This is a genomic window from Sphingobacterium sp. 18053 (genome assembly GCF_902706145.1).
GTDB lineage: Bacteria > Bacteroidota > Bacteroidia > Sphingobacteriales > Sphingobacteriaceae > Sphingobacterium > Sphingobacterium paramultivorum.
This window is the reverse complement of record NZ_CACSJW010000001.1, coordinates 772473-798176: the sequence shown is the minus strand read 5'-3', so window position 1 is coordinate 798176 and position 25704 is coordinate 772473. Positions and strand designations below refer to the sequence as shown.

19 protein-coding genes are annotated in these 25704 nt (G+C 43.6%); 15 read left to right on the top strand and 4 right to left on the bottom strand.

Annotation, left to right across the window (positions count from 1 at the left end):
* Positions 1-20 precede the first annotated feature (20 nt).
* The 4 genes from GVK91_RS03620 (at position 21) to GVK91_RS03605 (ending at position 6597) form a co-directional block, all read left to right on the top strand.
* Positions 21-3314: a SusC/RagA family TonB-linked outer membrane protein gene (locus tag GVK91_RS03620; protein ID WP_235032747.1), complete on the top strand. Its 3294-nt coding sequence runs from the start codon at positions 21-23 to the stop codon at positions 3312-3314.
* Positions 3315-3323: 9 nt separating this feature from the next.
* A complete protein-coding gene (locus GVK91_RS03615) occupies positions 3324-5123 on the top strand; it encodes a RagB/SusD family nutrient uptake outer membrane protein (RefSeq protein WP_159726985.1) in 1800 nt (599 codons plus the stop codon).
* Entirely contained in the window at positions 5123-5953 is an 831-nt protein-coding gene (locus GVK91_RS03610) for a metallophosphoesterase (protein ID WP_159726983.1), read from the top strand. Before GVK91_RS03615 ends, GVK91_RS03610 begins: the two co-directional genes overlap by 1 nt.
* Before the next feature lie 218 nt (positions 5954-6171).
* Positions 6172-6597 carry a DUF3995 domain-containing protein gene (locus GVK91_RS03605; protein ID WP_159726980.1) on the top strand — a complete coding sequence of 142 codons (426 nt, stop codon included), beginning with the start codon at positions 6172-6174 and terminating at the stop codon, positions 6595-6597.
* A 140-nt stretch (positions 6598-6737) separates the two neighbouring features.
* On the opposite strand, the gene GVK91_RS03600 is transcribed toward GVK91_RS03605, so the two are convergent.
* Both GVK91_RS03600 and GVK91_RS03595 read right to left on the bottom strand, forming a co-directional pair.
* Entirely contained in the window at positions 6738-7694 is a 957-nt protein-coding gene (locus GVK91_RS03600) for a nitrilase family protein (protein WP_159726978.1), read from the bottom strand.
* 41 nt (positions 7695-7735) lie between these two features.
* Positions 7736-8575 (bottom strand): helix-turn-helix transcriptional regulator, encoded by an 840-nt coding sequence (locus GVK91_RS03595; RefSeq protein ID WP_159726976.1) that lies wholly within the window; start codon positions 8573-8575, stop codon positions 7736-7738.
* Between the two features lie 427 nt (positions 8576-9002).
* Here GVK91_RS03595 and GVK91_RS03590 point away from each other — a divergent pair, with 427 nt between their 5' ends.
* From GVK91_RS03590 to GVK91_RS03540, 11 genes are all read left to right on the top strand, one after another.
* Entirely contained in the window at positions 9003-12056 is a 3054-nt protein-coding gene (locus GVK91_RS03590; RefSeq protein ID WP_159726974.1) for a TonB-dependent receptor, read from the top strand.
* A 25-nt stretch (positions 12057-12081) separates the two neighbouring features.
* Complete coding sequence (locus tag GVK91_RS03585) at positions 12082-13449, top strand: RagB/SusD family nutrient uptake outer membrane protein (RefSeq protein WP_159726972.1); 1368 nt, start codon at positions 12082-12084, stop codon at positions 13447-13449.
* A 39-nt stretch (positions 13450-13488) separates the two neighbouring features.
* Entirely contained in the window at positions 13489-14838 is a 1350-nt protein-coding gene (locus tag GVK91_RS03580; protein WP_159726970.1) for a beta-carotene 15,15'-monooxygenase, read from the top strand.
* 23 nt (positions 14839-14861) lie between these two features.
* Positions 14862-16331 carry a hypothetical protein gene (locus tag GVK91_RS03575; RefSeq protein WP_159726968.1) on the top strand — a complete coding sequence of 490 codons (1470 nt, stop codon included), beginning with the start codon at positions 14862-14864 and terminating at the stop codon, positions 16329-16331.
* Positions 16332-16352: 21 nt separating this feature from the next.
* Entirely contained in the window at positions 16353-17804 is a 1452-nt protein-coding gene (locus GVK91_RS03570) for a rhodanese-like domain-containing protein (protein WP_159726966.1), read from the top strand.
* A gap of 31 nt (positions 17805-17835) precedes the next feature.
* Complete coding sequence (locus tag GVK91_RS03565) at positions 17836-18507, top strand: hypothetical protein (protein WP_159726964.1); 672 nt, start codon at positions 17836-17838, stop codon at positions 18505-18507.
* 193 nt (positions 18508-18700) lie between these two features.
* Entirely contained in the window at positions 18701-18862 is a 162-nt protein-coding gene (locus tag GVK91_RS03560; RefSeq protein WP_153847574.1) for a hypothetical protein, read from the top strand.
* Between the two features lie 20 nt (positions 18863-18882).
* The gene (locus tag GVK91_RS03555) at positions 18883-20310 is read left to right on the top strand and encodes an NAD(P)/FAD-dependent oxidoreductase (protein ID WP_159726962.1); all 1428 of its coding nucleotides are present in this window, start codon (positions 18883-18885) and stop codon (positions 20308-20310) included.
* Between the two features lie 1108 nt (positions 20311-21418).
* Complete coding sequence (locus GVK91_RS03550) at positions 21419-22249, top strand: AraC family transcriptional regulator (RefSeq protein ID WP_159726960.1); 831 nt, start codon at positions 21419-21421, stop codon at positions 22247-22249.
* 105 nt (positions 22250-22354) lie between these two features.
* A complete protein-coding gene (locus GVK91_RS03545; protein WP_159726958.1) occupies positions 22355-22660 on the top strand; it encodes a hypothetical protein in 306 nt (101 codons plus the stop codon).
* Positions 22661-23279: 619 nt separating this feature from the next.
* Positions 23280-23873, top strand: coding sequence for a TlpA disulfide reductase family protein (locus tag GVK91_RS03540; protein WP_159726956.1), 594 nt, complete (start codon positions 23280-23282; stop codon positions 23871-23873).
* Between the two features lie 140 nt (positions 23874-24013).
* Here GVK91_RS03540 and GVK91_RS03535 read toward each other — a convergent pair whose 3' ends face one another.
* A complete protein-coding gene (locus tag GVK91_RS03535) occupies positions 24014-24205 on the bottom strand; it encodes a cold-shock protein (RefSeq protein ID WP_070566486.1) in 192 nt (63 codons plus the stop codon).
* A gap of 353 nt (positions 24206-24558) precedes the next feature.
* The gene (locus tag GVK91_RS03530) at positions 24559-25614 is read right to left on the bottom strand and encodes a 3-oxoacyl-ACP synthase III family protein (protein WP_159726954.1); all 1056 of its coding nucleotides are present in this window, start codon (positions 25612-25614) and stop codon (positions 24559-24561) included.
* Positions 25615-25704: the final 90 nt, after the last annotated feature.

The following is a 25704-nucleotide window of genomic DNA, read 5'->3' as shown; positions in this document are numbered from 1 at the left end:
CTCAATTATTAATGAAAACTATGCAACAATTTTCAACAGGTAAAAGGCCAGCCAAGGGGGCTTTATTACTGCTACTAGCAATTGCTTTTGGCCAAAAGGGTTTTGCCCAACAAAGCGGGGAACTTGTTGTCATCGTGCAGGATGCGAAGTCAAAAGGTTTGGCCAATGCAACGGTGACCATAAAAAACAAGAATGGCAACCTGAAACGATCCGGTCAGGCCGATCAGCAGGGGAAAGCCATGTTCAATAATTTGCCGGTGGATAGCAACTATTGTATTTTGGTGACTTATACAGGACTACTGCCAAAAGAGGAGTGCCAGTATATTGTTACCTCCGGTAAAAGATCGAGCGTGGTCTTTCAACTCACAGACGCAGCTTCAAATCAAATGGACGAGGTGGTCGTTGTGGGGTACGGTACACAGAAAAAGACCAACCTCTCGGGTGCTGTAGATCAGATTAGTGGCGATGTGCTCGAAAGCCGCCCTATTTCCAATGCTGCCCAGGGGCTTCAGGGGATTTCACCCAACTTGAATATACAGTTCAACTCCGGAGCACCAGGGGCGGAACCTAAAATCAATATCCGTGGAATTACATCGATCAATGGCGGCGATCCATTAATTTTGGTAGATAATGTTCCTATTTCGGCAGCCGAATTAATTCGGATTGCGCCGCAGGATATTGAATCATTTACGGTAATCAAAGATGCGTCGGCTGCGGCGATCTACGGTGCCCGTGCCTCCTTTGGGGTTCTGATCATCACGACAAAAACAGGGAAAGGCGATGTGAAAGTTAGCTATTCAAATAACTTTACGTGGAATACCCCGACAGTAATGCCCGATAAAATAACGGATCCTTATGTGTTTTCAAGGCTATTGGAGACGTCAACCGATAATACACCCTGGGATAATGTCAACTATTCGGACCAGTTTTACCAATATGCAAAAGAGCGATCTGACAACCCTTCCATTGCCGGTGTGCGTATCAATCCTTCAGATTCCAAGGTCTGGGAATATATGGGCAACAGGGACTGGACACGTTATTTCTTATCCGACTGGAATGCAACCAATACGCACGACCTGTCAATCTCGGGCTCAAATGAAAAAGTACAATACTATATCAGTGGTAGCTACAACCGACAAAATTCGCCTGTTAAGCTAGCAGAGGATTATTTTGACCGCTATAACCTGCGTTCGAAAGTAAACTATAGGCTTTCTGATTTTATTTCATTTGGTAACAATACAGTGATCGGAAGTACACGTAGGCTTACGCCTTCTCAGATGAGTTTGCCCGATATCTACAATATTTTTCCAACTTCTTTTGATAAGAACCCGGATGGAACATGGGCCAATTCTTCGGCAGGTATCATTGCCGCACAAATGGTTGATGGCGGTAAAAGCGATCGTAAACGTCTGGATGTACAATCTACCTTCAATACTGAGCTCCGCTTTTTTGGTAACAAATTTAAAGTAAATGCAGATTATACTTTCCAACGTAATTCGTTGAACCGCAATTGGTACACCAAGCAATACGAGATCGGATACGGTCCGGAAGATGTCCGTAAAGAGGGGACAACAGGGGCTTATCGTGAAGCGGGTTTTTCCTATTACAACGTTTATAATATTTACGGTACTTATTTGCAATCTTTTAATAAACATCAGGTCAATGCGGTACTGGGTTTTAACCAGGAGGATTATCGGTATGAAGTGATCACTGCAGAACGTGCCGGACTTATTTCAGAATCCTTTCCAACCATTCAGTTTGCAACAGGAACAATGAAAATGGGCGAAGCCATTGATACTTATGCCTTACGTGGTGCATTTTATCGGTTGAACTATACTTATGATGATAAATATATTGTTGAATTCAATGGTCGATATGATGGCTCGTCCCGATTTCCGAAAAGTAAGCGTTTTGGCTTTTTCCCTTCGGGCTCAGCTGCCTGGCGTATAGACCGTGAAAAGTTTATGTCGTCTGTCGCTGGACTGGATTTATTGAAGCTGAGGGTATCTTACGGTCAATTGGGTAATCAGTCTGTGTCGAACTACGGCTATCTTCCTTCGATGGAAAAAAAGGATGCCGATTACTTGTTCGGAAGTGAACGGGGAATCTATATTGGTGTTCCACCTTTGGTTTCTCCCAATTATACCTGGGAGAAGGTCAATACCGTAAATTTTGGTTTGGATGTTGCGGTACTCAAAAATAAACTTTCGGCAAGTTTTGATTATTACTCAAGACGTACCTTGGGGATGTTGACACTGGGCAGAGATCTTCCCAATATTTTGGGCGCGAGTGAGCCACTTGAGAATGCTGCCGATCTAAAGACCAATGGCTGGGAATTGACTGTCAATTTTCAGGATCGTTTCGAGTTGGCTAACGCACCATTACGCTTCAATGCCAAATTATTGCTGTCGGACTCACAGTCCAAAATTACACGTTTTGACAACCCCAATAAAAGCATTCTGCAATATTATGAAGGGATGCAAATGGGAGAGATCTGGGGTTTGCAAAGCAACGGACTTTTCAAAGACGAGGCAGAGATTGCCAAGTTGGACCAGACTTCGATCATTCCTTGGGGCGCCTTGTCGATTGTACCGGGATGGCCTACCTATGTGGATCAGGATGGTAATGGTAAGATTGAAAAAGGATATACACTTGGCGATACCAAAGACCTCAAGATCATTGGTAACTCCACGCCACGTTATCAATTTGGTATAGACCTGTCTGCAGATTGGAAAGGTTTCGATCTTAGGGCATTTTTTCAAGGCATTGGTAAACGCGATTATTATCCGTTGGACTACCTGTATTGGGGGACATACCAACAGCCTTATGGTAACTTTTATGGGCACTTACTTGATTTCTACCGTCCGGGAAGTGATTCGGATATCGACCGTGCGAAACATTCGCAAGCTTATTTGAATTTGGGACTGGCCGATCAAAACCTTAATGCGGCTTATCCGATCTTACAGTCATGGCTTGCCGACCGTAACTTGGGTACCCGGATTGACCAGGCCCAGGGATTGGCCATTCCACAGACCAATTATTTGCTGAATGCGGCCTATCTACGTCTGAAAAACCTAACGATAGGGTATACCTTACCCAAATCTATTATTTCACGCGCCAAGATCAGTAACCTACGTGTTTATCTAAGTGGTGAAAATATCATCGAATGGTCTGCTGTGAAGCGCTATTTTGATCCGGAGACACTGAACGAAAATACGTATACCAATCCAACTGCAGGTTCGGACCGTGTAGGTAATGGGCTTACTTATCCATTTCAAAGAAGTTTTTCTGCAGGTATTCAAGTCACCTTTTAATTGCTTATCATGATAAATAAATATATAAAATTAGCCGTTGTATGTTCAGGTCTTTCTCTGCTTGGAAGCTGTAACGACAACTACTTGGATCGTGTTCCAGAGACTGCGATCAATAACGAAAATTTCTTCAATACAGCGACCGACCTAGAGTTGTATATCAATGGATTGTACAATTTTTCAGGAATAGGGATCTATCAATCGGATGCTACTACAGACAATGCTAGTACAACAGGCAATACGGAGATCAAAACCATTATGGCCGGTAATTCCTCTGCGGCGACGATCTCAGGAGGCTGGAACTGGGATCAGCTCCGCAAAATAAATTTCTTTCTACAGCATATGGGCAAGGCTAAGATCAGTGAGAGTGAAAAGGCACATTATGAGGGGCTAGGCCGTTATTTTCGCGCTCGGTTTTACGTAGAGAAAGTGCAGCGTTTCTCAGATGTGCCCTGGGTGGATAAAGCACTGGAGGTTGGGGATACGGATTATCTTTTTGCCAAGCGCGACCCACGAGCAACGGTGGTGCAGAAAATCATGGAAGATTTTGAGTTTGCCGCACAAAACGTACAGCCCCGAATAAAATTGGGTACTGTCAACAAGTGGGTGGTGCTGCAGGAATATGGCCGCTTTGCGCTGTATGAAGGAACTTACCGGAAATACCACAACGAACTGGAATTGAAAACCACGGCGACTGAATTTTTGAACAAAGCACAAGCGTTGAGTGATCAGCAGATGCGCGAGGGTGGTTTCAGTATATACAATACCGGTAAGCCCAATCAGGACTACGGCACTTTATTTTTTAGTGAAAATCTTGAAAACAACAAAGAGATCGTACTTGGACGCTTTTATGCCAACAATGTACTCAATGCGGATTCATGGCCGGGTATGTTTGGTAATTATGAGTACTATCCTTTGCGTGATCTTGTGCAGGCCTATCTGATGAAAGATGGTTCATTTTATGCGGCCCAGCCAGGTTATGAAAAAAACACCTTCGTCAAAGAGTTCGAAAACCGCGATCCACGTCTGGCACAAACGTATGCTTATCCGGGATGGCAGTTGATTTATTCGCATACCTATGCGCAAGGGGCGGGACTGTATGTGCAGCAATTGGCCAAAAATTTCTCGGGCTACCATCAGATTAAAGGATTTCAGAATACGCTCAGTCTGGAAGCGCGCAATAATCTCGATATTCCTTTATATCGCTATGCGGAGGTTTTATTGAATTTTGCCGAAGCAAAGGCCGAGCTGGGACAGTTGACGCAAGCCGATCTTGATCGTAGTATTAATCTGTTGCGTAGACGTGCGGGTATGCCGGATATGGTTGTAAGCGTAGGTATAGATCCCGTTATGGCCGCGCGTTACTCCAATGTCGAAAGCAATCAGCGTAATCTCGTGCTGGAGATCAGACGCGAGCGTCGCGTTGAGCTGGCTTTTGAGGGATTCCGTTTCACGGATCTGATGCGTTGGAATGTAGGTGAATTGTTGAAGAACAAACGTGAGGGCATTTACTTCTCCGGATTGGGGCAGCATGATATGACCGGCGATGGTATTCCGGATATCGTACTGTTAGCTTCCTCATCGTCCATTCCGGCGGTGAAAGAGAAAAACAGTCTGGGGAGAGAATTGCAGTATTATCGTGTTGGCCGTTTTGGGCAGGATGTAGGCGTATTCCTATCGGAAGGGAATAATGGTACAGTCGAAACGATCGAAAATACAGGAACCTTTGAGGTGCCTAAATTCTACTATCGCCCCATACCGCAAGGGGAAATACTTTTAAATGATAATCTTAAACAAATATTTGGATGGTAATGAAAAATTCAATGACAAGGGCTTTATGTTTTCTGTTGCTCACATTATGTAGCCTTGATACGATCCTTGCACAGGAATTTAAGTTTGCATTTTTAACAGATCTGCATGTGCATAGCGATTCTACGCTGGGGCAAGTGGAGCTACGGTTAAAATCGCTGTCACCTCAGGTGGAACTGCTGCTAAGCGGTGGCGATAATGTGGATATTGACAATTTGAAATCGGCTGATCTATCGGCTGGCGAGCAACGAATCAAGTCGTTGAAGGGACTTTTTGACCGCACTAAAAAGCCTTACCACATGGCTATAGGCAATCACGATCGTTTGCCGCGCGATATACGGGACGGCACTAATGACTTTGCGCTCTTTGAAAAGGCATTTGGTCAGACCTATTACAGTTTTGACCATAAAGGCTGGAGGTTTATCGTGTTGAATAGTGTGGAAACCAAAGATAACCACTATGTTATTGGTGACAAGCAGCTAGCTTGGCTAAAAGATCTTGTCGAAAAAACAGGCAAAGATCAGCCTTTGGTGATTATCTCCCATGTCCCTTTTTTATCGGTTTATTATCCGGTTTTGGAGGGGCGTTATACAGCTGCAGATACTTTTACAAACCAAAAGCAGGTGTTTGATCTTTTTAAAGACCACAGCCTAAAGCTTGTCCTGCAGGGGCATATGCATTTGTATGAAGAGATTAAAGTGAAAGGGGTACAGTTTATTACAGCAGGAGCAGTATCGGGCAATTGGTGGCACGGAGCTTTTGAGGGGACTGCGCCCGGGCATCTCGAAGTGGATGTCCATGGGAAAGATTTCAGCTGGAGTTATGTGAAATAGAGAAACCTGTTTTTAAACTTTTGCTTAGTACAATAGGAAATAACCTCAGAGGTCATACGCTCTGAGGTTATTTTATTTTTACTTTTTTTGTCCTACTTATTTTTTCCAAGATATGCTATGAATTGTTTATTTAATAATTCGCATTCCTGCTGCTGCATAACTTGCCTGTTTCAAGAGAAACCTGAAACAGGCAAGTTAAAATACATTATATTTACCTTATGGAGTTTGTACTTTCAATCGGTATCGCCATTATTTTTATTTTTTTGGCTTTGTTGCATTTTTTCTGGCTGCTCGGTGGACATTGGGGAATGAATGTTGCCGTTCCGACCGATCTGAATGGCAGAAGGATATTTAATCCCACCCGGGTAGGCACTTTGCTGGTTGCTATCGGATTATTGATTTTTGCGTTTGTAAATCTATGTGCCATCGGAGTTTTGGATGTTCCGGTAGACGCAAAGTATATCCGCTATGTAATGTATATGATCAGTGGTATTTTCCTTCTCCGATTTATTGGCGATATGAAGTTTGTCGGCATCTTTAAGAAGTACAGAAAGTCTTCTTTTGCAGTAAGAGATACCTATTTTTATAGCCCATTATGTCTTTTTTTGTCGGTCTCTAATGGCTTTTTGGCGTTTGTATTATGAGAAAAGACAAGTACTTTTCTTAAGGTAGTTGGACGTGCTGTCGTCGGGCAAACATCTGGAGGTTGATCGGTAACATTATTGGAGCAACTACTTTAAGACCATGTGAAAAGGTCTTAAAGTAGCCATTCGGTTTAGCGGAACTAACGATTGTCGGTATGCAACCAGACCACTTTTTGTTGGGACTCATGCTGTTGGCCGATAATGTCACCATAGAGATCTGGCCTTCGAGCATTTATGTAACGATATCCACCGGCTTGAATCAGTTTTTCGGGCGTAATGGTGGCTATTGTAAAACTATCTTCAAATGTACGGCATTCAGTCAGAATATCCCCGAAAGGATCTAGGATCATGGAACATCCATTTTTTAACTGATCGTCATCCATGCCGATGGGGTTTGAAAAAACAACATAGAGCGCATTGTCATAGGCCCGGGCTGGCAGCCATTTCATCAGCCAGCTGCGTCCTTTCATTCCGTCAAATTCTAAGCGCAAGCTGGTTGGATCGTTTTCGCGATTTTGCCAAAGCTGCGGATCTACAAAACCTGCGCCAGGTCGGGAAGAAGGGGTACACATGGTTACATGGGGCATAAAGATGATGTCGGCACCCAATAATTTTGTTGCGCGTACATTTTCGATGACATTATTATCATAACAGATTAAAATGCCACATTTCCAACCGTTAATTTCAAAAATAGTATAGCCTTGCCCTGCTTGCAAATGGGGATTTATAAAGGGGTGAAGCTTGCGATGCTTTGCAATTAGGCCATTTTTGTCTACACAGATATAAGGTTTGTATAGGTTGTCGTCCTCATCCTTTTCAAACAGGCCCGCGAGGATAGTGATGTTGTACTTAGCGGCTATTGAAATCAGCTTTTGTGTACTTTCGCCGTCGGGAACAAGTTCGGCGATCGCAAGCATTTGCTGCTTATCTAAATTTCGGGCAAAGGTATACCCTGTTATGGAGCATTCGTGAAATGCAATTACCTCAGCACCCTGTGCGGCGGCCTCTTGCGCAAGTCGTTCGATAATGGCTAGGTTATAAGCCTTGTTCGCACTTTTGTGCTCAAATTGTGCCGTAGAAATTTTTAAGTTGTCCATATTTCTTTGATTGATCTATAGACAAAGCTACACGCGGGGCCTTAGCTGAAATTGTATAAACCCGACATGCGGTCCGATTTGCTTTTAAATTCCATAAAGTTGATCGCTAGCCGATTTGTATTATTTAAATATTCCGAAGGTGTGATACCGGTATATTTTTTAAATGCCCTGATGAGGTGAGACTGATCAAAATACCCACTTTCGTGGCTGATTGTCGTTAAGTTCGTTTCAGCTGCTTTGTTGCGAAGTAACTTCAAAAAGGAATGGAATTGAACAATATTGCCAAATTTTTTGGGGCTCATTCCAACCTGTTCCGCAAATATTCTTTCCATATGCCGTTCGGTGTAACCGCTGTATTGGACGATTTGTCTTACAGTAACCATTCCCTTTTGCGCTGTGATATGTTGCAGAATTGCAGATAGTGATCCCTGATTTGGAGACTTCTGTCGGACTGCATATGCATAAAAGAAGGCATTTAATGCATGTACTTTTTCAGTTGAGGACTTCGCATGCATCAGGCTGTCATATAGTCTGATAACGGACTGTCCAAATACATCTTGCGTAACAATAATTTGATCTTTTAGTGTATGGGCAGCGATACCGAGTAACTTATAGAGCCCATCGGGTTGGAAGACAATAATAACAAATGAAGTCTGTGTCAGCAGCGCGAGATCCTGGAAATGGCTGATCTGACCATACAAAAATGAAGCGGGAAGCTGCTGACTTTTGTTGATGGACAGGTGGCCTTCATTGAGAAGAAATACCATTCCAGTGTTGCCATCGGAAAATAACCGCAGTTTTTTGTGCTGATCACCGCCACTTTCCAAAAAAAGATAGTGCTTGATGTAGGGCGATAAAATTTCTGGAGGAAATAGCTGCATGATCTAAAGGTAATTGACTGCACTCAAATGTACATATTTCCACCAACTTTTCTGGGCCGATTTACTTGCGATTTTTTTATGGAAGAAAACATAGTTAAAAATAAAGTCTACTAATATTATAGATTTTATTTTATGTTTACTATATTTGTTTCATCAACCTAGGAGACAAGCTTGAATAAGGCAACCTCTTCCATGAGTAATCATCATAATTTTTAACTTAATATGTTATTTATGAACTACAACTTTTATTTTAACCCTTCCCAATCGAGCGCAAATCTGCGCAACTGTAAATCCTTTTGTTCTGATTTCAATAGGCGAATGTGTAGCTAAGTCTAGGGGAAAGTATTTCTTTCCATAAAAGCAGCTTTTCTGACAAGTAATCAATTGGCGTTGGCACTTGTAAATATTCACTGTTAAAATTTTACCTATGAAAAATAGCGTATGGAAGTACGCCGTGACGATTTTTTTGTCACATGGTTTGCTATTGCCTGCATTTTCGCAGCAATCTGAGCCACTTATTAACGCAACCTTAAAAGGTGTTGTATTGGATTCGATTACCAATCGACCTATTGAAGGCGTTACCATAAAGCTCGAAGGTGTTACCCATCAAGTAAAGACCGATGCGTCGGGAAGATTTCAGTTTGTCACGGGGCAACGACTTCCGTTGACATTCTCAACTTCATTTTTGGGATACAAAGGTCGAAAGATAACCGCACGGGAAGCGCAGATTCAGATCTTGCTTCAACCTAGCGTTTCTGATCTCGATGAAGTGGTCGTCGTAGGCTACGGTGTACAAAAGCGAAGAAATCTAACGGGCGCAGTTGCCAAGATCGACGCAGCCGAAGTCAACAAAATTCCGGTAGCAAGTTTTGATGCCCAGTTGCAGGGCAAGCTTTCCGGTGTGCAGGTTTCCACCAATTCAGGAGTTCCCGGAGAAAGCATCTTCCTGCGGGTTCGCGGAACGACATCGATCAACTCCAGTAGCGATCCCTTATATATTATTGATGGCGTATTCTTAAATAATACTTCGCTCCAAAATATCGGGCTTGGTGGACGGACCAGTTCACCGCTCACGGATATCAACCCAGCAGATATCGAGTCTATTGAAGTGCTGAAGGATGCTTCGGCAACCGCAATCTATGGTTCCCGTGGTGCCAATGGTGTCATCATCATTACCACAAAAAAAGGAAGTTATGGTAGCCGTACCAAAATTGACCTCAACCTGCAGGGGGGCTGGGCCGAAGCCAATAAATCCTTGTTGCCAAAATTGGCTACAGGTCCCGAAACGGCAACCCTCGCCAACGAGTGGTGGATAAACTCCGGATTGGACAATCCGGCATTGAAACAGACTTTCGCCAACAGGCCTTATCGTCCAGTTTCGGAAGGTGGGAAAGGAAATCCTGAAGATCAGCCTACCTATGATCGCCTTGGTTTCCTGTTACGCCATGGGAAGCTGCAGGATTATAACATCGGTATCCAGGGGGGCGGTGACAAATCGAGGTTCTATATCGGCGCAGGCTACACAGGACAGGAAGCTTTTATAAAGGTCATTGATTTCTCCCGTACCAATCTCAAATTTAATTTCGACCATCAGATCAGTAATCGTGTCAAGATTGGCCTGACAAATAATTTTTCCAGAACCTACCGCAATCAGGCGCGTACAGGTGATGGCCCTCAGGTAAGTCTTTTCAATTCCGCCGTTTCTTCGGCAACGAATGTCCCTATATTCAATACCGATGGATCGCTCAATGGTACCGATAATACCTATACACTGGTGGACAACTACGATGTCAATACTACAAGTCTGCGTTATGTTGGAAGTGCCTTTGCGGAAATCGATCTAGTGAAAGGACTGAAATTCAAATCCAGTTTTAGTGCCGACTATAACCTATACGATGAATCACAGTACTGGAACAGTAAAACCAGTATCGGCATTGCGAATAACAATCAGGCGACCTCGGGAATATCGAGAAATGCAACCTGGATCAACGAACAAACCCTGACGTACCAGAATACCTTCGGCAAGCATAGCCTGAATGCTATTGTGGGAAATACCTTGCAGAGCAACGTACTTGATTACAAATACCTGGAGGGGAATGGTTTTGCGAATGATTCCTTTAAACAGATCTCATCGGCAGCCAATATCATTGCATCCGACAATTGGACTAAATATACGATTGCATCCTTTTTTGGAAGAGTAGGCTATAGCTATGCAGACCGTTATTTTGCGGAGGCAACCCTGCGGGCAGATGGCTCGTCCAAGTTCGGTGCCAACAACCGATGGGGCTATTTTCCGGCTTTTTCGGCAGGCTGGCGGATTAGCCAAGAAGCCTTTCTGGCAGATCAAACCTGGTTAAACGACCTGAAAATTAGGGCTTCCTATGGATTGACGGGCAATCAGGCTGGAATCAGCAATTTCGCCGCTAGAGGTCTTTGGTCGGGCAATGAAAAATATGCCGACAGCTATGGCAAGGTGTTGCCAAGTACAGGTCCTTTCCAGTTGGGCAACGAAAATCTGCGCTGGGAGAAAACAGCGCAGGCAGACCTTGGGCTGGATGTGGCGCTATTTAAAAACCGCCTGTCCATTACCGTAGATCTTTATCATAAATATACCTCCGATCTTCTGCTTGAGCGACCTATTGTTGGCAGTTCTGGTTTTTCAAAATACTGGGCCAATGTGGGCGAGATCAGCAATAAAGGCTATGAAGTGTTGATCAACTCACTCAACGTGAAAACAAAAGACTTTGCTTGGAATACAAGCTTCAACATTTCTGGAAATAAGAATAAAATAGAGAAACTGCCCACGCAGATTACCCAGTATACCCGCGATTGGGTTATCCTGAAAGAAGGTTATTCGCTCAACTCATTCTGGCTTTACGAACAGCTGTCGGTCGATCCACAGACCGGAAAAGCCGTGTTTGACGGACAGCTGAGCGATGGTTCTTTGCCTACTTCGGCACGTAAAGTTTTTCGGAATGCTTATCCCAAGTTTTATGGAGGTATAGGCAATACCTTTACCTATAAAAACTTTGATCTGGGTGTAGACTTTAGTTTCCAATATGGCAACTATGCCGTTAACCTCAACCGCTACTTTCGGGAGCGTAACCCGAGCAGCGGTGGCGTATTTCAAAATGTGCTAAACAGATGGCAACAGCCCGGTGATATCACCGATGTGCCTCGACTGACATCGGAAGGACTCAACTATACCATCGATGCCAATAGCCGCTATCTGGAAGATGCCTCGTTTTTAAAGCTCAGACAGCTGTCTTTTGGTTATAAATTGCCGAAAGAGCTGGTCGAGCGGGCAAAATTGACTGCTGCACGTATCTATTTTGTAGGGTCTAATCTCTTTGTGTGGAGCAAATACACCGGTGATCCTGAATCGAATGTGACCAGCAACCCAAATGCACAGGGGATAGGATCCTTCGGAACTCCACCACAGCCGCGCACGTTTCAGCTTGGGCTCAATGTCACCCTATAAACGTTAACCTTAATCCGTAAAGCTCATGAAAAAAATTATATATTTCCTTTTTCCGCTTCTTGCCTTTCAGCTAAGTAGCTGCAGCTCTTTTTTGGAGGTCGAGCCCAAGAATTCAGTGTCTGATGAAGTGACTATCGTTGACGGGAGTTCTGCCGCAACAGCCGTGCGCGGTATTTACTCAGCACTTCGGTCCAACGATTATTATGGCTATAGCTTTCAGCTACTGGGATTCTTTTCGGCAGACAATATCGTGTATCGCGGTAGCCAAACTGTCCATCAGACCTTGACCAATCATACGGTAAAATCTGACCTCGCTGTGCTTGCTACGGCATGGAACCAGGTCTATGCCACCATCAATAGGACCAACCATGTGATTACCAAAGTACCCAATCTGGCGCTGACGACCACTTTTACCGAAGCCTATCGCAACCAGCTTGTTGGGGAGGCCTATTTCGTGCGTGCATTGGCCTATTTTGATCTAGCCAGAACCTGGGGTGGTGTACAGATCGTGCTGCAGCCAACGACTTCGGCCAGCAGTCTGCCCCAGGTCCAAAGGAGCTCCCTGACTGACACCTACGCACAGGTGCTGCAGGATCTGCAAAAGGCCGAACAGCTGCTTCCCGATGAAACCAACCGTATCCGTGCGACCAAAAAGACCGCACGTGCACTGCTGGCAAGATTCTACCTGTATCAGAAAAACTGGTCTGAAGCCATAAAATATGCCTCGTATATTATTGATGATAATACCAATTATAGTTTGGTGAGCCCATATCGCTCGTTTTATGCCAACAATACCTCCAATACCAAAGAATCGGTCTTCGAATTGGTCTTTGATATCAACAATACTAGTGGTCAGGCCAGTCAATGGTTGTCGGGCAATAATGGGGGGACCGCTTGGATCAGACCTTCTCAGGCCATCTATGACCTGCTGGTAGATCCAGCTGTTGGTGGGGATCGGACGGCATTGGTATCCAAGACCTCTTCATCCACAGATCCGAATATCCTGATCGGCAATCTGTATTACCGAACAGACCGAACAGACCCCGTCTTTTTGATCCGTACGGCTGAGCTTTACCTAATCCGCGCCGAAGCATTGGCGCAACGGAATGGCTCTGGCGATCTGACAGCTGCTTTGGCCGACTTAAATGCCATACGCTCACGCGCCAACATCAAACCCTTGCAAAGTCTCGGAGCGGCAGCGCTCCTGCAGGCCGTGGAAGATGAAAATCGCGTTGAATTTGCCCTGGAAAACCATCGCTGGTATGATCTGCTGCGGACAGGACGCGCGCAACAGGTACTCAATATTTCCTCCGTGAATAGGCTACTGCTGCCGATACCGTACGCTCAGGTTTCGATAGACCCGAATCTACAACAAAATCCAGGTTTGGATTGATCGGATGAATCATTTGTTTTTTTATTTAATCGGATTGAAATGACAACATTTGCAGACTCTCATTTTTTTAAGCGCTATCGCTCAGCTATTTTATACATCGGCCTGATCTTCTTTTTGATACTCAGCATCCCGTATGACCCCAATCTTTTCACGGGTAGTTCATTTGCTGACTTGTTTTCATTGGAGAACTGGTTTGGATTGGCGACTTACCGCACTTCTTTTATAGCCGAAAGCCCTTTCGTCGGTAGCGATGTGCGCGGATACTACAACTGGGCAATCGCCCTGGCCCTCGCGCTATTGTTATTTTGGGCCTTTGGCCGTAAAATCAGGCAGAATTTTCAGGCCGATGACGATCGTGTATTTTACTGGCTCCGCGTGCTGTTGCGTTATCGTTTAGCATTGGCCATTACTTTTATAGGTCTTGTCAAAATTATCCCTATACAACTTCCCGAGCCGACCATTAGCGAGTTGCATACCGAATACGGTGATTTCCTGCTCTGGAAGCTCTATTACCTGACCAACGGCATTGCAACCGCGGGATATTTACCGGTAATTGGTACGCTAGAGATTGTGGGTGGACTCTTTTTACTGAACCGCCGTACAGCAATCATCGGTTCGGGATTACTTATTGCCGTATTGCTCAATGTCGTGATCGTTAATTATGTATACGAGATCGGTGAACAGGTCTATAGTTCGTTTTTACTATTGCTTGCGGTCGTTATCTTCTCGTACGACTGGCCCCGTTTTTATCAGCTTTTGATTAAAAAGGCAGCAACTATTCCCGACGGGTTTTGGCCTGTCTATGGCCGCAGAGTTGCGGGGATTCGCCCTTATCTGCAGGCCTTGTTTCTGCTGCTGATTGCCGTATTTAGCGTGCAGGCTTACCTGAGCTGGAAGAATTCCGATTACCCATTTCCCGATGAAAAGGGATTGGAAGGAGCAGCAGGCGTATACGATGTAAAAGACTTCGTCTGGAAAGGAGATACTATTCCATATTCGCTAACCGATACATTGCGATGGAAGGATGTGGTTTTTGAAAAATGGAATACGCTCAGCATCCGTGGAAACCGTTCTGTAAAGGTCGATAGCCTCAAACCGCGTATCGCCTTCAATCGCGAGCGTAACTACGAATACCTGGGCAATGGTGGGCGTGAATTCTTTGGCTATACGAGCAAGCAGGGAACTGATAAGAGTACAACCACAATCAAACTTACCGGAAAAGTGAGTAAAGGCCACACTTTTGCCTTTATTGTCAAAAGACCCGACAAACGGACAGTTTTACTTGATGGAGTCAACCAGCTGGGCGACTCATTGCATGTGCGGCTGGAGAAAGTGAACAAGAAATATCTGTTGCAGGAAGGCCGCAGAAAACCGATCCGTATTTATTAACGATTCAAATTTAGACTAAGTTTATGGCAACGATTCAATATTTGGAAAGCATTCCTACCAGCCAGCAGGAGCAAGGCTGGAAGTACTGGGAGAAAGTAGGATTTAGATTCACCTTTATTTTCTTTATCCTGATGGTGGTACCCCTGGATTGGGAATGGTACGAAAAAGTATTTAAACCCGAATCATTATATGATTGGATGGCAACGATCGCCGGTGGGGCGCGTACGGGTTGGATAGAAATAGACAGCGAAAGTGGCAAATGGGGTTTCGCATCGTATACGTCTTGGTGGCTCAATGGCCTGATTGCTGTGCTGGGTGCTTCCATCTGGACGATATTGGCCCGAAATAGTAAGGTGCAACGCTATGATGCGCTGTACTATTGGTTGCGGGTATTGGTACGCTACCGCATTGCACTGGGACTTATTGCCTTCGGATTTATCAAGTTCTTTCCCATGCAGATGCCATTTCCATCCCTTGCCAATCTGAATACCGATATCGGTGAATATGCCCCCTTTAAGTTGTATTGGCAAATCGTCGGTGTATCCTATAAATATGAGATCTTTTTAGGCTTTTTGGAGATAGCGGCGGGAAGCCTGCTCTTCTTTCGGCCCACGGTCGTAATAGGAGCCATTATCAATGCTGGAGTCCTCTTTAACATTGCCCACGCCAATATTGCCTACGATGGAGCAGTTCATGTATACAGTTCATATTTTGTATTGCTTTCCCTTTTTCTATTGCTGCAGTATCTGCCTGCGATCTGGAAGCTTTTTATCCTGCGCGAACCAGTAAGCACCTATTACTATGTGCCCAAGTTTGTCGGGAAGTGGAATAAGCCATTTTATTTTGGCCTAAAGGCGACCATTGTGGTCCTGTTTATTTTCGTTTACGGCTTTTATCGCTATGAGCGATTCTACGATGAAGGGCGTCTAAAGGAGCCTGTGCTTCCTGGACTGGCAAAAGCTGCAGGACATTATGAAGTTTCGAGTTTTCTGCTGAATGGAAAGTCTCAGGCTTATTCACCTGCCGATTCGGTACGCTGGCATGAGGCCTTTTTCGAACGATACTCAACCTTGGTCTACAAGGTCAATAAAGCCAATTCGATCGATCTTGGCAATGGTACCCCAGCTTTAAATGATGTGCTCAAAACTTACGAGTTTACAGGCCGGGCCGGAGGGAAGAACTACCTCTACTATGAAATAGACTCGACAGAACATGCACTGTATCTGATCGATAAAAATCAGAAATTCAGCAAGGAACAACGTAAAAAACTAGATAAAAAACTAGATGTGGGACTGAAAGCCCTGTATGGAAAAGCGCAGGGCGACAGCCTGCATGTGCTGAAATGGGCTTACGAACGACCAACAGCAGAACAGATCAAACTCAAAGGGCTGGATGCCAGTGGCAATAACCTCGAAATTACCCTCAATCGCGTCAAAGAATCCTATCTCACCGGTAAAGAATGGTATATGAAAAATACACTCTTTGCCTACTAATTGTCTTAAAGAAAGAATGTTATGAATAGAAGATCATTTATCCACCGTTCAGCTGTCCTTTTTACCCTTGCTTCGGCAGGTCAGGGGGTATCCTGTTTTGGAAATACCAATAATTTTGCGAATGGCTACAGCATCAGGCAGTTTGAAGATGAAGGCCTGGCACAGTTTTCCTATGCGATCTTGGCCGACAAGAAAATTGTGCTTATAGACCCGGCCCGTGATCCAAGGCCCTATTACGCTTATGCAAAGGAGCAGGGAGCGAAAATTATCGCGGTTGTGGAAACACATCCGCATGCTGATTTTGTGAGTTCCCATCTGGAGATCCATCAGGATCTGAAAGTTCCGGTTTATGTCAGCAAGCTTGTCCGTGCGACCTATCCCCACCATACTTTTGACGATGGCGATACCTTAAAGATTTCGGACCAAATTGTGTTGCATGCCATCAATACAGCCGGACATTCACCAGATAGCATATCTGTTTTGTTAAAAGAAAATGGTCGCGATGTGGCGATCTTTTCGGGGGATGCGGTATTGATTGGTGGAGTTGGAAGGCCCGATCTGCGCGAGTACTCGGGAGAACAGGCTACGCAGCGCGAAAAACTGGCGCGGCAGCTCTACCATACCGTTCATGATATCTATGCAACGTTAGGCAATCAGGTGCTTTTGTATCCGGCACATGGCGCTGGATCACTTTGCGGAAATGCAATAAAGGGTGCTAAGCAAAGTACCATTGGCGCGGAAAGAACCCACAACTTGGCCTTTCAGCAAAAATCGGAAGAAGAGTTTGTCAAGCAGATTCTAGCAGATCGTCCGCCTGTACCGATCTACTTCCCTTATAATGTAGAATTGAATCGTCGGGGAGCAAAGCCATTATTGGCTTCTTTGTCGGGTATTTCAGTGGTTTCGGCAGCAGCGCTGCCCCATACACTGAGCACTGTCCTCGATACCCGCCCCGCTTCAGAATTTAGGACGTCACATTTTCCGGAGGCCATTAATATTCCCGAACGTAGCAAGTCAGAATCTTGGGTAGGAACTTTTATTGAACCGAAAGACGGTTTTTATCTCGCCGTAGACACTAAAGAACAGGGGCAGGTGCAGCTCGAAAAGCTGGCCAAAATTGGCTATGAGCAGTTTGTTAAAGGTATCGTGTTGTATGGGGATTTCGCGGGGCAGCCTTCGACAGCTTTTGACCAGACCGCTTTTGATAGGGCGCAAGATCAATATTTTATAGTGGATGTACGTACGGTCGAGGAAGCTAAGACTGAGCCTGTATTCAAAGGGGCACATAATATTCCGCTGGCCGAATTGAAGGCGCATATTGCCGAGCTACCAGTGGATAAACCTATCGTGGTGCACTGCGCTTCGGGTTATCGCTCGGCCATTGCAAGCAGCCTCATCAGTGAATGGGTGCCAAAAGCGCAGGTCTGGGATATCGGTGAACATATTAAAAGCTACAAGCAATCGGTCAATTAACAAGAGGATTACACTTAAATGCATAAATGATATGAAAGATTTAAAATTATTGGCTAGCATGTTATTAGCGGTAGCGGTGTTGCTCAATGTGACTAACTGCCAATCCAGGCAGGATACGAAGGAAGCCGTAAAAAATAGTCAGGTTTCGTTTAAAAAGCAAGAAGGAGTTCGCTTTAAACAGGAACTTGAAAGCCTGAATAAAACGAACAAAGTGCCGGTACAAATTCCCGACAATCCGCGGATCGTCTATGCGACCGAACAGGATGTGCTGGAGCTTGAAAACGGTATTGTCCTTTTTGGATGGCCCAGCTGTCCCTGGTTTCGGAATGCCATAACGCCGCTGCTGGAATTTGCCCAGGAAGAAAAGGCGGCTATTTATTACCTCAATATTCACGATATCCGGGATCTTAAGGAGAAAGATAAGGACGGCAAAGTGATCACGACCAAGGCCGGGAGCCCGGGGTATGAAGCTATATTGGCCAAATTTCACGATGTCCTAAATCCTTATACAGCTGTGGGGATTGATTCCATTAAACGGATTTCTTCGCCGACGGTATTATTTATTGAAAAAGGTAAAGGCGTGCATAAGGTTGTTTCTACGGTCGTTTCACAGACCGATCCGAAAATCAAGCTTGATAGTATACAGCGAAAGGAGCTAAAGCAACGGTATCGCGCCTATTTTTTGGATGAACATATTATATAAATGATATCTCTTATAAAGTTGTTTGATAGGATTGTATATGAGTTCTAAAGATGGGGGCGGCCCGGAAAATAAATACTTTCAATGCAGGTAAAAGTTTGTATCCAAGGGCATAAGTTGTAGTAAGGGAATCAGTAGCTGAAAAAGCCATAAGGATACATGGTGTAAACATTATCGCAAATTAAATGGATAACATATGAAAAAAATAATCAATCTTGGACTTTTAGCGTTTGTTTTAACGACATTTACAGTCTCCTGCGGATCTGCAGGTAAGAAAAAGGATAATAGCAAATCGTTGTCCGATTCTACTTCGTCAAAGCGTTCAAAAAAGGAACAACCCAATACAGGCTGCGACTAGGAGTGATTAAAAACTAGCTTATGCGAAAATTTGATGCAATTATTATTGGTTCGGGACCAAATGGACTGGCTGCAGCGATTACCTTTCAGCAGCAGGGACTGAGCACGCTGCTGATTGAAGGTGCCGATACAATCGGTGGGGGAATGCGAACCAAGGAACTTACAATTCCGGGCTTCAAACATGATGTCTGTTCGGCGATTCATCCCATGGCTATGGCATCGCCATTTTTCAGGAGTTTACCTTTGGAAGCATTTGGGCTATCTTTTGTTAAGCCTGAGTATGCGGCGGCACACCCATTGGACGAAGGGGAAACGGGAATTCTTTACCATAGTCTCGCCGAAACGGTAGAGGGGTTGGGGGTGGATGGCGAAAGTTATCGTAAGCTGGTTGAAAAGGTCGTGACACATTGGGAGGGCCTTGCGGCCGATATTATGGGGCCATTATCCTTTCCGAAGCATCCTTTGTCTTTAGCCTCGTTTGGGCTGGATGCACTTCAGCCGGCAAGCTGGACAGCAAAGCGCTTTACTTCCGTGCAGTCACAGGCTTTATGGGCCGGGATGGCAGCCCATGGAATTCAGCCCCTAAACAACTGGACAACTTCTGCAATTGCCATTGTGCTAGCGGCGGTAGGCAACAAATATGGCTGGCAGATACCGATTGGCGGCTCGCAATCCATTGCCAATGCGCTGTTAGGCTATTATCAATCGTTGGGCGGTGAGATCCAAACGGGCTTTTGGGTAGAGGATGTTCGCGATCTACCATCCCATAAAGTCCTACTCTGTGATATCACACCCCGGCAGTTGTTGCAGCTCAAAGGTATAGGTCTTGCTAGCGGCTACCGCAGACGCCTCGAAGGCTTTAGGCAGGGAATGGGGGTATTTAAAGTCGATTGGGCATTATCAGAAAAGACGCCTTTTAAAGATCTGCGCTGTCAGCAGGCCGCTACAGTACATTTGGGAAATACCTACGCCGAAATTGCCGAAAGCGAGCGGTTGAGCCATCTCGGAAAGCAAGTGGATAAGCCTTTTGTGCTGTTTGCGCAACAGAGTGCGTTCGATCCCAGTCGTGCTCCCGAAGGCAAGCATACAGGATGGGCGTACTGCCATGTCCCTAATGGGAGTAAGGTCGATTATACCGAAGCGATCGAAAATCAGATTGAGCGCTTTGCGCCGGGTTTTAAAGAAACCATTTTGGCCAAGCATACCTTTTCTCCCATGGAGCTCGAAGAGTACAACCCAAATTACATCGGTGGTGATATCAATGGCGGTATTATGGATATTTCGCAGCTGTACAGTAGGCCCATTTTGGCCCTAAATCCGTACCGAACCTCGGTCGACACGATTTATCTCTGTTCATCATCGACTCCTCCGGGTGGTGGGGTGCATGGCATGTGCGGATATCATGCTGCACGTACAGCGCTCAAGGAACACTTCGGTTTGCTGTTGTAAACCATACCGAATAAGTATTTCCTTATCCGCCTCTATTTGTGGATCCTGTGGCTACAGGCTGGAAGGGAATACCTAACTTGGATTTTAGGATAAAGGACAATCTGTTATTCCAGGGAGCTATAAATTCTCCTGAAATGAAAGCTGTACTTGCCCAGTTGCCGCGGAATAAGTGATTTTAGCCGTTTTTTATTTTTCTGCAGCATAAACTCTTTAGAAAAAATAAGCTAATGGGCGTGATTTTGTAATTTCGGCAGTATTTTTGCTATATAGGGCTACGAAAACACCCCAAATAATATGTTGCATCGGGCCAAGATAATTTCTTGGCCTTTTGTATGTAATCTCCACTATAATAAGCGGACAATATCCCAGGTCAATACTTATGATGGCAATATCGGTTTCGATGTTGCTTTTCTATCGCTAAATGCCGAATAGAAAGAAATTATGGCTATGATAGGATGACCCTAAGAGCCTGATACAGATTTGATGTAAAAAACGTTTTATATAATTATTAAATCACTTTATAAAATTATAACTGAATAACGCCTAAAATTGAACATCTTGCCTTTCATCTTAGGTTCAGTATTTATTTTATGCAGCCAATGTCTTGTCTTACGATCTAAAAAATATCGGATGGTGAACCTTTGTTTTGTTCAGTAAATGAGTTGGTTACAGTTTTTGTATTGAAAAAGGTCGTTTCTATACTGTAAATCGAAACTTTTATCTTTAACCAACCATCAATTCAATACTGATCAATGGTATTACGATTTTGTTGCTAATATTTCCGCGTTTGAAAAATTGGAATTTACCCCTATTTTTATCCCTTCAATTTTACAGTCTGTGCAAAATATTGACTCAGTTAGTTAGGATCAGTTTATTGAGATGACTGGTTGTGACTATAATGTGGAATGAGAAAATAGTGATATAATAGCGAATTTTTAGGTGCTTTTCGGGAGAAAGAGGAGATACCTGTACGCTAGGAGCAATATAATTGGTATTTAAATTGCAGAAATAATCCTAGTGAGACTACCTAAAATAGTCTAGTGAGACTACATAATAGTGGTGTTTTAGCTGATTGCAAACACTTAGACTTACTTTAATTTTACCTTTAATGAAAACAGAAAAACTGCCAATTACGCTCACGGAAGAGGGGGTGTTTTACAAAGAAATAATTGGTACCGAGGAATATAATAAGACAACAAAATGCACTTACTTTTTGATGGTGTTATTTTCTGAGGGAAGTGGTACGCATTACATTGACGCTGCGGAATATCCGATCAAGGGGAACCAGCTTCATTTTTTATTTCCAGGGCAGCATCACCACTGGATTACCGGTCCGGAAACGAATGCGCAGAAAATTGTCGTGGGAAAGAAAGTATTCGAAACTTTCTCCAGTCTTAGTGAGATTTATTTCATTCGTCACAATTTGCACCCCGTTTTTAAACTCAGTACAGCTTTATTTGAGGTGATATTCAATGAAATGAAAAATATCCAACGCGATCTCCTGGCGCAAGAATCGGATGGAAAGTGGAACGAAATAGTGCGCTTAAGAATCGATATTCTAGTTTCTTTGATAAAAAAGGAAGCTGGAGATTATTTAAAGGAAAATCTTCTTGGAACTTCAAATGTAATTATTGACTCTTTTTGGGATCTTGTCAATGTAAATTTCGCTGCCCATAAACGAGTGACTTGGTATGCGGAGAGATTACATGTAACGAGTAATTATCTGAATATTCTGTGCAGAAAACACCTCCATATTACTGCTTCCAACGTAATTTATCAGCGAATAATACAAGAGGCCAAGGGGCTCTTAAAATTTTCAGATAAAAGTATAAAGCAGATTGCATTTCATTTGGGGTTTGAATCTTTATCGGCATTTTCTACATTCTTTAAAAACATCACGGGTTTTTCGCCATCTGATTATAAAGGGCATTCATCTTAACTTATCAAAAATAGAAATACTAAAAATAGCATAATCAGAGAACAAGAAGATAAGCTATCCAAGGCTACGCGCGAAAGCCTGGTCGATGCATACACCGACAACTTTATGGAAACCCCGTTAATCACCTTACTGACCGATCGTAAAACCCAACAATATACCCTTTCAAAAAGACCTGTGGGCTGGTGTATTGATTGTTTGGGTGATTTGGGCAGTTTTGACGATAACTGGTCCCATATGTATGACTATTATCCACAGGGGATTGTTGGTTTCGGTATGCAGGATGCCTGGAGAAAGGCTCCAAAAAGTCTAGCAGTCTGCTGGGTTATGCAGAAGTGGAAAAATGAGGGGCCAGGCAAAAGTTCATATTGCCATCGCAGGGCGAACTACAGATGGATGGTATCCGATGGGTGAAGTTGATGTGTTATAAAGATTATGATATTTAATTATCTGTTTATATTAGATTATATAAATATCTTATTAATATAGATTTATGTTTTGTTGTTTTTGATGATGTGTCAGTTTGTCAGCTGCATACTTAGGTGCTCAATAGGCCCTACAAAGTTATTGTAATTCTAAAAAGCGGAATCTGTAAATAGGGGTATCCTACACTTTTCTACAGGAGAATGCGGTCAACTTGTGCATTATCTTGACGAATAGGATAAAGGTGAGGCCCACTTTGTTGTTTTTGTATGCTGAGCGCCCCAATTTAGCTTTTGTTAGGAGGGATTAGGGTATTGTTTTCGTGGTAAGAATGTCGATGGTGTGCTGTTATTTTATAAGGATGTCGGTATGGCTCCATTCGGAAAATCATGAGCCGTACAACAAGTAAGTTGGAGGTTTTGTGTTTTTAATAAATATACTAAGTGTTTATATACAGTGTATTGTGTGTTTTATGTCAATTAAAAGTATAGGTTTTGTTTTGCCTTATAAAGGCCGCTAAGGTGTCTTTGAAAAGTCGATGTGTGGGATGAAAGGATGAAATGATTGTGGAAAAAAATCCATAAATTAGGGGAACTAAACAAGCTGTTTTATGAATGTAAAAGTTATCCTAAAAGCTTTCTTATTATTTGCGCTTTGCCTGATCTATGTAATCGGTCATACGCAGGAAAGCAACAACAATAAGAAATTGTGGGCAAAATCAATTTTGAATCAAAAGGCGCCAAAACTTGAGGTTGAGCAGTGGCTCACAGATGTGCCTGATACAAAGGGTAAGTTTATCCTTATTGATTTTTGGGCTACTTGGTGTGGACCCTGCCGGAAAGTAATTCCCGAACTCAATGAATGGCATAAGAAGTATGGTGATAAACTCGTGATCATAGGCCTTTCGGATGAAAAAGCAGAGGTCATTAAAAAGGCGAAGGAGATTAAAATAGATTATTTCTCAGCGATCGATACGAAAGCGAAGTTGAAGAAACAGCTCGAAGTACAGGGAATCCCACACTGTATTTTAGTAGATCCGGATGGCATTGTACGCTGGGAGGGTTTTCCGACGTTAGAGGGACATGAACTCACCGATGATATTGTTGCTGATATCATCAGAAAGTATTCCAGGAAGCGTGGGAGATTCAAAGATAGCAGTCCATATTTTCTGCGACAGGAAGAAGTGATGTTGGCTGGATTGTAAAAGTCTTCCATATGCCGGACCGATAGATCGTCTGGTTTTTGGCGTTACTTCAGTATGGAATGGATAAAAAAAAAGTGTAACGGCTGCCCGTTACACTTCGCAAGAAGATAAATAAATTATCCTCTTGTGTGTTTACTTAATTATGCGATACGTACGTTAACTGCATTAACGCCTTTTTTACCGTTTTCTACATCAAATGTTACACTGTCATTTTCGCGTACTTCGTTGATTAAACCAGATACGTGTACGAAAATGTCGTCTCCACCACCAGCAGGCGTGATAAAACCAAAACCTTTTGTTTGGTTGAAGAATTTAATAGTTCCTTCTTGCATTGTTTTATAAATTATATTAAAGTAATCTGTACTACATTATTGTGACAAATGAATATCAACAATAGCTAATCGATTTTTTGCAAGAAATAGGATCTGATTTTGATGATCTTGAATTGACTCAAGTCCAAAAAGGTCTTTACCTCCGTTTTGCTAACAAAAAAGCTTCTGAAAATGCGAAAACTGAGTTGTAAGTATAACTTGACGATTTCAGATAAGCAAAGGCGGAGCCGATTATAATACAAATTTAAGTATAAAATATTGATATATACAGTGTTTTGTTATTTTTTATAAAATAAATCCCATCTAGGCTCTGTATTAGCTTAATAGCTGCACGATATAGTCGCAAAATTACGTTAGACCCGATAGGTAAAAGCATTGATATTCATGCCAGCGCCAACAGACGCAAATAGGATGATATCGCCTTCGTGTAGGGATTGATTGTCTATCTGACCACGAGCAATGAGATCATAGAGGGTAGGAATGGTTGCCACGCTGCTATTTCCTAATGTATGTATGGTCATTGGCATAATATCGGGCGGGGGTACTGTACCGTATAGTGCATAGAATCTCATCAGAATGGCTTCGTCCATTTTCTCGTTGGCCTGGTGGATCAGTATTTTTTTGATTGCCGTGATATCGATATCCGCTTTTTGAAGGCAAGCCTGCATGGCTAAAGGAACTTTGCTGAGTGCAAACTCATAGATTTTGCGTCCTTTCATTTTAATATACCTTATATCAGGGTCCTGCTCTTGTTGATAAGAGCTTCCGAAATTGATATAGTTCGCTTCCTCAAGCGCATAAGTTGCGCTTTCATGCGATAGGAGCCCTTGCTCTGACGTGGTGGCTTCGATGATTACAGCGCCAGCGCCATCCGCATAGATCATCGAATCTCTGTCAAAAGGATCTATAACACGGGAAAGCGTTTCTGCGCCAATGACCATACAGCGCTTTGCCATACCTGATTTTATGAAAGCGTTGGCGTGCAACACGCCTTCGTTCCAACCCGGACAACCAAATAGTAGATCATAAGCCACACATTTTGGATTGCTGATCCCGAGTTTTTTCTTCACCCTGCTTGCTAAACTTGGTACAGTATCCGATTGGATTTTGCCAGCTTGCACATCGCCATAATTATGTGCGACAATAATATAGTCCAATGTTTCCGCAGCTATACCTGCGTCTTCAATGGCAAGTTGACCAGCTAGGAAAGCAAGGTCTGAAGCCACTTGGTCAGGATCGGCGTAGCGACGTTCCTCAATGCCAGTGATTGCCTTAAATTTTTCAATGACAGAAGCAGGCTCCTTGAACGGCAGCCTATTTTCATCCAAAAAAAGATGGTCGGCGAAGTCTGCGTTGGTTATTTTATGGGGTGGAATATAACTGCCAGAACCGATAAATCTAATGTTCATAATTCTTTCTCCGTACGTATTGTGTTTAAATATATTTCGACGATCATCCCCTTGTGCTATGCTAATTCCTTCTGGTCGTATACATTCACA